This is a genomic window from Pseudomonas sp. S37 (assembly GCF_016658545.1).
Taxonomy (GTDB): Bacteria; Pseudomonadota; Gammaproteobacteria; order Pseudomonadales; family Pseudomonadaceae; genus Aquipseudomonas.
In genome coordinates, this window is sequence record NZ_JACVZC010000052.1 from 26,246 (window position 1) to 37,840 (window position 11,595).

General features: G+C 65.0%; 10 protein-coding genes. 7 read left to right on the plus strand and 3 right to left on the minus strand.

What is annotated here, in order from left to right; genetic code table 11:
- Positions 1 to 136: 136 nt before the first annotated feature.
- Entirely contained in the window at positions 137 to 793 is a 657-nt protein-coding gene (locus IAE39_RS16725; protein ID WP_201204482.1) for an HAD family hydrolase, read from the minus strand.
- Between the two features lie 92 nt (positions 794 to 885).
- Here IAE39_RS16725 and lexA point away from each other — a divergent pair, with 92 nt between their 5' ends.
- From lexA to IAE39_RS16745, 4 genes are read left to right on the plus strand one after another with little or no spacing between them, the layout of a single operon-like run.
- A complete protein-coding gene (gene lexA / locus IAE39_RS16730) occupies positions 886 to 1,503 on the plus strand; it encodes a transcriptional repressor LexA (protein ID WP_201204484.1) in 618 nt (205 codons plus the stop codon).
- Positions 1,503 to 2,123, plus strand: a complete 621-nt coding sequence (gene imuA, locus IAE39_RS16735; RefSeq protein WP_201204491.1) for a translesion DNA synthesis-associated protein ImuA — start codon at positions 1,503 to 1,505, stop codon at positions 2,121 to 2,123. Before lexA ends, imuA begins: the two co-directional genes overlap by 1 nt.
- A gap of 6 nt (positions 2,124 to 2,129) precedes the next feature.
- Complete coding sequence (locus IAE39_RS16740; RefSeq protein ID WP_201204493.1) at positions 2,130 to 3,548, plus strand: Y-family DNA polymerase; 1,419 nt, start codon at positions 2,130 to 2,132, stop codon at positions 3,546 to 3,548.
- Complete coding sequence (locus tag IAE39_RS16745; RefSeq protein WP_201204495.1) at positions 3,545 to 6,625, plus strand: error-prone DNA polymerase; 3,081 nt, start codon at positions 3,545 to 3,547, stop codon at positions 6,623 to 6,625. The genes IAE39_RS16740 and IAE39_RS16745 overlap by 4 nt, the downstream gene beginning before the upstream one ends.
- A gap of 158 nt (positions 6,626 to 6,783) precedes the next feature.
- Here the strand turns inward: IAE39_RS16745 and IAE39_RS16750 are convergent, their stop codons facing one another.
- On the minus strand, positions 6,784 to 7,605 hold the full coding sequence (locus IAE39_RS16750) for an aldo/keto reductase (protein WP_201204497.1): 822 nt from the start codon (positions 7,603 to 7,605) through the stop codon (positions 6,784 to 6,786).
- Entirely contained in the window at positions 7,593 to 8,498 is a 906-nt protein-coding gene (locus IAE39_RS16755) for a LysR family transcriptional regulator (RefSeq protein ID WP_201204499.1), read from the minus strand. Before IAE39_RS16755 ends, IAE39_RS16750 begins: the two co-directional genes overlap by 13 nt.
- Positions 8,499 to 8,638: 140 nt before the next feature.
- On the opposite strand from IAE39_RS16755, the gene IAE39_RS16760 reads away from it, so the two are divergent.
- The 3 genes from IAE39_RS16760 to IAE39_RS16770 all read left to right on the plus strand — a co-directional run bounded on the left by IAE39_RS16760 (position 8,639) and on the right by IAE39_RS16770 (position 11,528).
- A complete protein-coding gene (locus tag IAE39_RS16760; protein ID WP_201204501.1) occupies positions 8,639 to 9,337 on the plus strand; it encodes a CoA transferase subunit A in 699 nt (232 codons plus the stop codon).
- 35 nt (positions 9,338 to 9,372) lie between these two features.
- Positions 9,373 to 10,029, plus strand: a complete 657-nt coding sequence (locus IAE39_RS16765) for a CoA transferase subunit B (protein ID WP_201204503.1) — start codon at positions 9,373 to 9,375, stop codon at positions 10,027 to 10,029.
- Between the two features lie 80 nt (positions 10,030 to 10,109).
- Entirely contained in the window at positions 10,110 to 11,528 is a 1,419-nt protein-coding gene (locus IAE39_RS16770) for a short-chain fatty acid transporter (protein ID WP_110745304.1), read from the plus strand.
- The last annotated feature ends 67 nt before the right edge of the window (positions 11,529 to 11,595 follow it).

The window sequence follows — 11,595 nt, forward strand, 5'->3', positions numbered from 1 at the left end:
CTTGCCTGTAGGAGCGGCCTTGTGTCGCGATGGGCCGCAACGCGGCCCCAACAATGTTTGCATCAATGCGGACATCCTGGGGCCGCGTTGCGGCCCATCGCGACACAAGGCCGCTCCTTACAGCGACCGCGTCAAGTCATTGCATGGACTCGATCAACGCCCATAGCGCAGGGTCGTTGAAGTCATTTATCACCAGCTGCGCCCCCGCGGCCAGCAACCGCTCCGGTGTCTGCGTGGTAGCCACGCCCACGGTGAAGATCCCCGCACCACTGGCCGCCGCCACCCCCGGCAATGAATCCTCGAACGCCAGCGCCTGCCCGGCCTCGGCGCCCAGCCGCTGCAGCCCGGTGAGGTAGGGCAGCGGATCCGGCTTGGGTCGCGCCAGTTCTTCGGCCACCAGCACATGCTCGAACTGCTGGCCAAGGCCCATGGCGTTGAGCATGTGCTCGGCGTTCAGCCGCGGTGCGTTGGTGACCACGCACATGCCGATATCACGCTCCCGGGCATGCTCCAGCAGGCGCAACAGGCCCGGCATGGGCTTCAGCGACGGCGACATTTCACGGAACAAGGCTTCCTTGCGATCAGCCAGCACCTGGCACTGTTCGGTACTGGCACCGGCAAACAGTTCGGCGAACAGCTCGCCATTGGCGCGGCCACTGACCTGGGCGTCGAATTGCGCCTGGCTCAGCTCGCGGCCGTCGTGATCACGCAGCAGTTGGCGAAAGGCCTGCAGGTGCAGGGTATCTGTGTCGGTAAGGGTTCCGTCTAGGTCGAACAGCAGGGCGGTCAGCATGGGATATCCAGATCAAGAAAACACAAGCCAGGGGATCATAACCAAAGCCGACGACAAAGGGGGCTGTTCAGCGTGTGCCAAAGAGAGTACAAATGTGCTCCATGGACAACCTTACCCCCAAACGCCGCGCGATTTTCGAGTTCATCCGCGAGCGTATTGCCGACCATGGCCAGCCACCGAGCCTGGCCGACATCGCCACGCGCTTCGGTTTCGCCTCGCGCAGCGTCGCGCGCAAGCACATTACCGCCCTGTGCCAGGCCGGCTATATCGATGTCACGCCCAACCAGGCGCGGGGCATTCGCCTGGCCGAGCCGCTGCGCCGCCCGGAAATCCTCGAAGTGCCAGTGCTGGGCCAAGTGGCGGCAGGTGCCCCCATCGGTCCGGACCTCGACATTCACGAGCAGTTGCTGCTTGACCCCAGCCTGTTCCGCCGTACCCCCGATTACCTGCTTAAGGTGCGTGGCGATTCGATGATCGACGACGGCATCTTCGACGGTGACCTGGTCGGCATCCTGCAGCAGGCCGACGCCCGCGACGGGCAGATCGTGGTGGCGCGCCTGGACGGTGAAGTCACCATCAAGCGCCTGCAACGTCAGGGCAAACAATACCGGCTGTTGCCGCGCAACCCGGCCTATGCGCCCATCGATGTGCAGCCAGGGCAGGAGTTTTTCATCGAAGGCGTGTTCTGTGGCCTGCTGAGGCGCGACTGATGGGCGCGGTGGTCGACCTTGACCGGCTGCTCGACCAGCGCCGGGTATGGCGTGGCCGGCAGGCCCAGGCGCGGCCACTCGGTTTGCAGCCGACCGGCCATGCGGCCCTCGACGAGCGCTTACCGGAAGGCGGTTGGCCGGCGGCAGCACTGAGCGAACTGTTGCTGGCCAGCCCTGGCTGCGGCGAATTGCAGTTGCTGTGGCCAACCCTGGCGCGGCTGAGCGTTGAAGCCACCCGCATCGTCCTGGTGGCGCCGCCGTTCATTCCGTATGCACCAGCCTGGCAGGCCGCAGGGGTGGACTTACGCTGGCTGGTACAGGTAGACGCCGAACCTGCCGATGCCCTGTGGGCCGCCGAACAGTGCCTGCGCTCAGGCAGTTGCGCGGCGGTGCTGTGCTGGCCGGAGCGTGCCGATGACCGCGCCCTGCGGCGCTTGCAGGTGGCCGCCGAAACCGGCCAGGCGCTGGCCTTTGCCTGCCGGCCGCAGCAGGCGGCGCACAACCCTTCACCGGCAGCACTGCGCATCGCCGTGGATACTCGCCCGGCACAATGGCGCGTGCTGAAAAGCCGCGGCGGCATGCCGCCGGCGTTGCCCATCGCCTGCCCGGGGCGGGGCTGATGCGCCATGCTCTGGGCCTGCATTCTGCTGCCGCAGCTGGCGCTGGACACCGTCCTGCGTGAACGCGACGACCCCGATACCCCCCTGGCACTGATTGGCGGGCCAACCCAGCGGCGCGTGTTGCAAGCCGTCAACCCGGCCGCAGCGGCACTTGGCCTGCGTGCCGGGCAGACGCTGACCGCAGCGCGTGCGCTGGCGGATGGCTTTACCTGCGTCGAAGCAGACGCCAAGCGCATCGACCAGGTGCAGCAATTATTGGCAGCCTGGGCCTACCGCTTCAGTGCCCAGGTCAGCCTGCATTACCCACGGGCGCTGCTGCTGGAAGTGGGTTCGAGCCTGCAATTGTTCGGCCCATGGCCGTTGTTCGAGGCACGCTTGCGCCAGGAGCTGGCGGAACTGGGCCTGCGTCAACGCATCGTCCTGGCCAGTAACCCGGTGGCGGCACGCATGCTCGCCAATGCCCATGATGGCCTGGCCGTGAGCGACGCCGATGCCACCCGTGCTGCGCTGCTGGGTATGCCCATCAGCCGTGTCGGGCTGCCCGCAGACGCCGCAGAAGCCTTTGCCCGCATGGGCCTGCGCCAACTGGGCCAGGTGCTGGCCTTGCCACGCGATACCCTGGCCAGGCGCTTTCCCTTGCAGGTGCAGTTGCACCTGGACCAGTTGCTTGGCCTGCGCAACCTGGGGCTGGACTTTTACCAGCCACCGGACCGCTTCGAGACCCGGCTGGAACTTAACTTTGACGTCGAGTCGCACCAGGCACTGCTGTTCCCGCTGCGGCGCATGCTCAACGACCTGGCGGCCTTCCTGGCCGGGCGCGATTGTGGCGTGCAGCGTTTCTGCCTTCACCTGGAGCACGTCGAAGGGCCAGACACTCTGCTGCAGGTAGGCCTGCTGGCGGCTGAACGCGATGCCGCAATGCTGTTCGAGCTGGCCCGTGGGCGGCTGGAGCCGCTACGCATTCGCGCTCCGGTACGCAACCTGCGGTTGGTTGCCGAAGACCTGCCAGCCTTCGTGCCGCAGCACCAGGCGTTGTTCGACCCGCGCGCGCAACAGGCGCAACCCTGGGCGCAATTGCGCGAGCGGCTGCGTGCGCGCCTGGGTGATGAAGCCGTGAAGGGGCTGAGCGCGGCAGCCGATCACCGCCCCGAATGCGCCTGGCAGTTGGCCGAGCAGGGCGCCCAGGGCAGCCTGCCGGTTGCCCCGGGCAGCCGCCCCGGCTGGCTGCTGCCGGCCCCGGTGGCGCTGGAGGACAGCGCCTACCATGTGCAAACCCAGGCCGAACGCATCGAGTCGGGCTGGTGGGATGGCGGTGATGTACGCCGCGACTACTACCATATTCAAACCCGAGACGGCCTGCGTGGCTGGGCCTACCGCGACCTGAGCCAGCCCGGCCCGCTGTGGCTGCAAGGCTGGTTTGCATGAACGGCCCGGGTTATGCCGAGCTGCATTGCCTGTCCAACTTCAGCTTCCAGCGTGGCGCATCGAGCGCCGACGAGCTGTTCCGGCGTGCGCATGAGCAGGGCTATCAGGCCTTGGCGATCACTGACGAATGCACCTTGGCCGGAATCGTGCGCGCGTGGCAGGCTGCCAGGCAGCATCAGCTGCGGCTCATCGTGGGCAGCGAGGTGCAGTTGCACGACGGCCCCAAGCTGGTGCTGTTGGTTGAGAACCTGACCGGCTACCAGAACCTCTGCGCACTGATCACCCGTGCCCGGCGGCGGGCAGAAAAGGGTGACTACCAGCTGTTTCGTGATGACCTGCAGCTGCACCATCAAGGCTTGCTGGCCTTGTGGGTGGCAGAAGACAGCAGCGATACAGCCACCGGCGAGTGGTTGCGCAGTGTGTTCGTTGAACGCCTGTGGCTGGCCGTGCACCTGCACCGGGGCAGTGACGATGCCCAGCGCCTGCACCGCCTGCAAGCGTTGGCAGTGGGCCTGGGCATCCGCGCCGTGGCCTGTGGCGATGTGCACATGCACGTGCGTGGCCGGCGAGCCTTGCAGGACTGCATGACCGCCATCCGCCAGCATTGCCAGGTGACCGCAGCCGGGCGCTTTCTGTTTGCCAATGGCGAGCGCCACCTGCGCAGCCAGGCGCAGCTGGCCGAGCTTTATCCGCCAGACCTGCTGGCCGAGACGCTGGCCATTGCCGAGCGCTGCCAGTTTGATCTGAGCGAACTGAACTACCAATACCCACGCGAACTGGTACCCGAGGGCCATACCCCGGCAAGCTGGCTACGTGACCTGTGCGAGCAGGGTTTGCCATTGCGTTGGCCGGGCGGGCCGAGTGACAAGGTACGGGAAGTGCTGGCCAAGGAGCTGGCGCTGATCGAAGAGCTGGGTTACGAAAGCTACTTCCTGACCGTGCACGACATTGTCGCCTTCGCCCGCAGCCAGCGCATTCTGTGCCAGGGCCGTGGCTCGGCGGCCAACTCGGTGGTGTGTTTCGTGCTGGGCATCACCGAGCTCGACCCCATGGAACACCGCTTGCTGTTCGAGCGTTTCCTCTCACGGGAGCGCAACGAGCCGCCCGATATCGACGTGGACTTCGAGCACGACCGGCGCGAAGAAGTGATCCAGTATGTATTCCGCCGCTATGGTCGGCACCGTGCGGCGCTCACTGCAGTGGTCAACACCTACCATGCTGCCGGCGCGGTGCGCGATGTGGCGCGGGTGCTGGGTTTGCCGATTGACCAGGTAGATGCCCTGGCCAAATGCTGTGGCCGCTGGAGCGACCGCATTCCTGATGACCAGCGCCTGGCCGAAGCCGGTTTCGAGGCGGGCAGCCCGTCGCTGCGGCGGGTGCTGGTACTGGCCGGGGAACTCATCGGTTTCCCCCGGCACCTGTCGCAGCACCCGGGTGGTTTCGTCATCTCGCAGCAACCGCTCGACCAGTTGGTGCCGGTGGAGAATGCCGCCATGGCCGAGCGCACCGTGATCCAGTGGGACAAGGACGACCTGGACATGGTCGGCCTGCTCAAGGTCGACGTGCTGGCGCTGGGCATGCTCAGCGCCTTGCGCCGTTGCTTCGACCTGTTGCAGCGCCACCGTGGCCGGCAGCTGACCCTGGCGACCATCCCCAGTGAAGACCCGGCCACCTACGCGATGATCAGCCGCGCCGAGACCATGGGCGTATTCCAGATCGAGTCGCGTGCGCAAATGGCCATGTTGCCCCGGCTGCGGCCCAACACGTTCTACGACCTGGTGATCGAAGTGGCCATCGTTCGCCCCGGGCCGATCCAGGGCGACATGGTCCACCCTTACCTGCGCAGGCGCCTGAAGCAGGAGCCGGTTACCTACCCGTCGCCGCAACTGCAGGAGGTGTTCGAGCGCACCTTGGGTGTGCCGCTGTTCCAGGAGCAGGTCATGGAGCTGGCCATGGTCGCGGCCGACTACAGCCCCGGCGAGGCCGACCAACTGCGCCGCAGCATGGCCGCCTGGAAGCGCCACGGTGGCCTGGAACCGCACCGCGAGCGGCTGGTGCAGGGCATGTTGCGCAATGGCTACGAGCTGGCGTTTGCCGAGCGCATCTTCGAGCAGATCAAGGGCTTTGGCAGTTATGGCTTCCCGGAGTCGCACGCTGCCAGCTTCGCCTTGCTGTGTTATGCCAGCAGTTGGTTAAAGTGCCATGAACCGGCGGTCTTCACCTGCGCGCTGGTCAACAGCTGGCCCATGGGTTTCTACAGCCCGGACCAGTTGCTGCAGGAGGCACGCCGCCAAGGCATCGAAGTACAGCCGGTAGATGTCTGCCACAGCGAATGGGACTGCACCCTCGCGCCTGATGCGCAGGGTGCCTTGGCCATTCGCATGGGCTTGCGCCTGGTACGCGGCCTGGCCGAAGCCGATGCCCGGCGCCTGGAGCAGGCGAGGGCGCAGCGGCCGTGGCGCGACGTCGAAGACCTGTGCCTGCGCACCGGGCTCGACACCCGCGCCCGCGCCTGCCTGGCAGATGCTGGCGCGCTGCGCGCCCTGGCCAGCAATCGGCACCAGGCCCGCTGGCAGGTGGCGGCGGTGCAGGCGCAACTGCCTCTGTTTGCCGAGGTGCAAACCTTGCCTGAAGTGGCGGTGGCATTGCCGGTGCCGACCGTGGGTGAGGACCTGGTGGCTGATTACCAGACCTTGGGCACCACCCTGGGGCCGCACCCGTTGGCCTTGTTGCGCTCGCGCCTGCGGGCGCTGGGTTGCCGCAGCTCAGCCGAGTTGCACGGTGTGGAGCATGGCGACAGCATTGCCGTGGCCGGGCTGGTGGTGGGGCGGCAGCGGCCACAGACCGCCAGTGGGGTGACCTTCGTGACCCTGGAGGACGAACACGGCATGCTCAACGTGGTGGTGTGGCGCGAGCTTGCCGAGCGGCAAAGGCGGGCGCTGGTGGGTTCGCAGCTGCTCAAGGTCAGTGGGCGGCTGGAGCAGGAGAATGGCGTGCGGCACCTGATTGCGCGGCGGTTGGAAGATGTGAGCCCGCTGTTGCAGGGGCTGGATGTGCGTAGCCGGGATTTCCACTAATCAGATGCCAACTATGCCCTTGTGGGAGCGGGTTCACCCGCGAACACGGGCAACGCCCGTGCCATCCACCGCGTTGCCTTCTTCGCGGGTGAACCCGCTCCCACAGGATATTTGGTAGCTCCTGATTCAAGTCAGCAAGAAGAAAACCGCGCCAGTCGCTAGACCATCGCCAACCGCTGCTTGCGCGTCGGCGCCGGAAACGCCCGGTCGATCGCGCGCAGGTCCTCTTTGTTCAAGGTCAGCACGCCCGCTGCCGCATTCAGCCGCACATGCTCAGGTGCCACGGCTTTGGGAATGGCAATAACCCCGTCATCGCGGGTCACCCAGGCCAGGCAGACCTGGGCCGGTGTGGCGCCATGGCGTTCGGCGATTTGTGTCAGCACCGGGTGCTGCAGCAAGCGCCCGGCCTGGGCCAGCGGGCAGTAGGCCATGGTTGGCAGCGCACGCTGTTCGCACCACGGCAGCAGGTCGAACTCGATGCCGCGCTGGGTCGGGTTGTACAGCACCTGGTTGGTGGCACAGTCCGGGTTGTGCAGTTCGCGCAGGTCGTCGACGTCAAAATTGGACACCCCCCAACGCTTGATCTTGCCTTGCTCGCGCAAGCGCTCGAACGCTTCGACGGTTTCTTCCAGCGGGTGCTGGCCACGCCAGTGCAGCAGGTACAGGTCGATGCAGTCAGTGCCCAGCCGCGCCAGGCTGCGTTCGCAGGCCGCCGCCATGCCGCGCTGGCTGGCATTGTGCGGGTAGACCTTGCTGACCAGGAACACCTGGTCGCGGCGCCCGGCAATGGCCTGGCCAACAACTTCTTCCGCACCGCCTTCTGCGTACATTTCGGCAGTGTCGATCAGGCTCAGGCCCAGCTCGATGCCCTGTTGCAGGGCCGCCACTTCTGCCGCCTTGCAACCAGGGTCTTCGCCCATGTACCAGGTGCCCTGGCCGATGGCCGGAACGTTCGAGCCTGCCAGTTTTACGTAACGCATGTCACCTCCGGGATCCGGGTGTTGGAAAGCAGAACCTCAAGCAGCGCTTGCGCTGCAGTGGAAAGCTTGTGTTCGCTGAGGGCAATCACGCCAATGCGCCGCTCGACGGTGGGCTCGACCAGGGTCACGCAGCGGGCTCCCAGTTCCTGCATCTGGTTGATGCACAACGCCGGTACGGCACTGACCCCCAGGCCGCTGGCGACCATGCGGCCAATGGTTGCCAGCTGGTGGCTCTCGAACGCCACGGTCAGCTTGCCGTGGTGGGCGGCCACATTCTGCTCCATCAGCAGGCGCACTGCCGAGGGGCGTTGCAGGGCGACGAAATCTTCGGCCATCAGCTGCGCCCAGCTGACCTGCGGCAGCAGCGCCAAGGGCGAATCGGCGGGTACCACCGCGACGAAACGGTCCATGTACAGTGGCCGAAAGTCCAGGCCGTCGATGTTGTCCGGCTCAAAGCCGATGCCCAGTTCGACGCGGCGATGGCGCACCAGTTCCTGTACCTGTTCGTTGATCACATCATGCACGGTGACGTTGACCTTGGGGTAGCGTTGGCGAAACACCTTGAGCGAATGCGGCAGCAGGTTACCGGCAAACGCCGGCATGGCCGCCACCGAAACCCGCCCCAATTGCAAGGTGAAGCGCTGGCGCAGCATTTCTTCGGTGTCGTCCCAGTCGGCCAGCAGGCGCCGCGCCAGTGGCAGCAACACTTCGCCTTCGGCAGTCAGGCTGACGCTGCGGGTGGTGCGGCTGAGCAGGGCACCGCCGAGATTCTCCTCCAGCGCCTTGATGGTCAGGCTCAGGGCCGGTTGAGAAACATGCAGGTGCTCGCCCGCCTGGGCGAAGCTCTGGTACTTGGCCACGGCGACAAAGGCGCGCAGTTGCTTGACGTTCATGTCGGGCCTATCGTTTGTTTTGTAAAAGTTATCAATCGATGATGAAAACAAAATTAACAAATCAGTCGCTTGCGGTGAAGATGTCTACACACGCTCACCGACAGCCTCGTCGGTTCAACAACTACAAAAGGCGGATCAGCATGGCCGGACTGGACAAGCGCGTTGCAACCTATGAACAGGCCCTCGAAGGCCTGACCGACAACATGACGGTACTGGCCGGCGGCTTCGGCCTGTGCGGCATCCCGGAAAACCTCATCAGCGAAATCAAGCGCCGTGGCGTCAAGGGTTTGACCGTGGTCTCCAACAACTGCGGTGTCGACGGCTTCGGCCTGGGCGTACTGCTGGAAGACCGGCAGATCCGCAAGATGATTGCCTCCTACGTGGGCGAAAACGCCGAGTTCGAACGCCAACTGCTCAGTGGCGAGCTGGAGGTGGAACTGACCCCGCAAGGTACCCTGGCCGAAAAAATGCGCGCGGGCGGTGCCGGCATCCCGGCCTTCTTCACCGCCACCGGTTACGGCACCCCGGTTGCCGAGGGCAAGGAAGTGCGCGAGTTCAAGGGCCGCAAGTACATCCTCGAAGAATCCATCACCGGTGACTTTGCCATCGTCAAGGGCTGGAAGGCCGACCACTACGGCAACGTGGTGTACCGCAACACCGCGCAAAACTTCAACCCGCTGGCGGCCACTGCCGGCAAGATCACCGTGGTTGAAGTGGAGGAGATCGTCGAGCCCGGCGTGCTGCTGCCCAGCGAAATCCACACCCCGGGCATCTATGTGGACCGCGTCATCGTCGGCACCTTTGAAAAGCGTATCGAAAAGCGCACCGTCAAGGCCTGAGCGCCATCCACCAGAACAACAAAGAGATCCTGACCATGGCACTGACCCGCGAACAGATGGCACAACGCGTCGCCCGTGAACTGAAGGACGGCTACTACGTCAACCTGGGCATCGGCATTCCGACCCTGGTGGCCAACTACGTACCCGCCGACATGGATGTAATGCTGCAATCGGAAAACGGCCTGCTCGGCATGGGCGAATTCCCCACCGAAAGCACCCTTGATGCCGACATGATCAACGCCGGCAAGCAAACCGTCACCGCCCGCCGCGGCGCCTCGATCTTCGATTCGGCGCAGTCGTTCGCGATGATTCGTGGCGGCCATGTCGACCTGACCGTGCTGGGTGCGTTCGAGGTGGACGTACAGGGCAACATCGCCTCGTGGATGATCCCGGGCAAGCTGGTCAAGGGCATGGGCGGTGCCATGGACCTGGTGGCCGGCGCCGACAACATCATCGTCACCATGACCCACGCGTCCAAGGACGGCGAGTCCAAGCTGCTGGCGCAATGCAGCCTGCCGCTCACCGGTGCCGGCTGCATCCGCAAGGTACTGACAGACCTGGCCTACCTGGAAATCGAAGACGGCGCGTTCATCCTGCGCGAGACCGCGCCGGGTGTGAGCGTTGAGGAAATCATCGAGAAAACCGCCGGTAAACTGATCGTGCCGGATGATGTTAAGGAAATGACCTTCTAAGACACCACACGCTCCCACAGGTTTTTTGTTTTTCTGGTAATACCGTTGCACCTCATAAAACCAATAAAAGGAATGCCACTGTGGCCGCTGAAATCCAAGACAGCCGTTCCGCGCGCTTTGCCTTGCGCTGCTCCAACTGGGCCGAACGCTGGTTCCCCGACTCGTGGGTATTCGCCGCACTGGCGGTGCTGCTGGTGTGCATCGGCGCCCTGGCCATGGGCGCCAAGCCGACCGACACCGCCAAGGCCTTTGGCGATGGCTTCTGGAGCCTGATCCCGTTCACCATGCAGATGGCCTTCGTGGTCATCGGCGGCTATGTGGTCGCCAGCTCGCCACCTGCGGCACGGTTGATCGACCGCCTGGCGCGCATCCCGGCCAATGGCCGTTCGGCCGTGTGCTGGGTGGCGCTTATCTCGATGCTGGCCTCCTTGCTCAACTGGGGCCTATCGCTGGTGTTTGGTGGCTTGCTGGTACGCGCCCTGGCGCGGCGTACCGACCTGAAAATGGATTACCGCGCTGCCGGTGCCGCCGCCTACCTGGGCCTGGGCGCCGTCTGGGCATTGGGCCTGTCTTCGTCGGCAGCGCAGCTGCAGGCCAACCCGGCCAGCTTGCCGCCGTCGATCCTGTCGATTACCGGGGTCATCCCGTTCACCGAAACCATCTTCCTCTGGCAGTCCGGCGTGATGCTGGCGGCGCTGGTGATTGTTTCGCTGGTGATTGCCTACGCCACGGCACCTGGCCCGAACAGCGCGCGCAGCGCTGAAGACTGCGGTGTCGACCCCAGCTTCACTGCACCGCCAGCGCCGCAGCGCACCCGCCCTGGTGAGTGGCTGGAACACAGCCCGATCCTGATCCTGCTGCTGGTGGCCCTGGCTGCCGGCTGGCTGTACCAGGAATTCGCCACCAAGCCGGCGATTACCGCGATCTCCGGGCTGAACACCTACAACCTGCTGTTCATCATGCTCGGAGCCTTGCTGCACTGGCGCCCGCGCAGCTTCCTTGACGCGGTGGCACGTGCGGTACCGACCACCACGGGTGTACTGATCCAGTTCCCGCTGTACGGTTCGATCGCGGCCATCCTCACTCAGGTGAAGGGCGTCGACGAGCAGACCTTGGCGCACCACATCTCGCTGTTCTTCACCCAGATCGCCACCCATGACACCTATGCCTTGCTGATGGGCGTGTATTCGGCGGTGCTGGGCTTCTTCATCCCGTCGGGCGGGGGCAAGTGGATCATCGAGGCGCCCTACGTGATGCTGGTCGCCAACGACCTGCAGTACCACCTGGGCTGGGCAGTGCAGATCTACAACGCTGCCGAAGCCTTGCCGAACCTGATCAACCCGTTCTACATGCTGCCGCTGCTGGGCGTGCTGGGGCTCAAGGCGCGCGACCTGATCGGCTTCTCGTTTGTGCAGTTGCTGGTGCATGTGCCATTGGTGCTGGTGTTGTTGTGGGCGTTGGGTACCACGTTGCAGTACGTGCCACCGGTAATGCCATGACCTGATGCCCTGCGCGTCCCCTTGTAGGAGCGGGGGGGGGGGGGGGGGGGGGGGGGGGGGGGGGGGG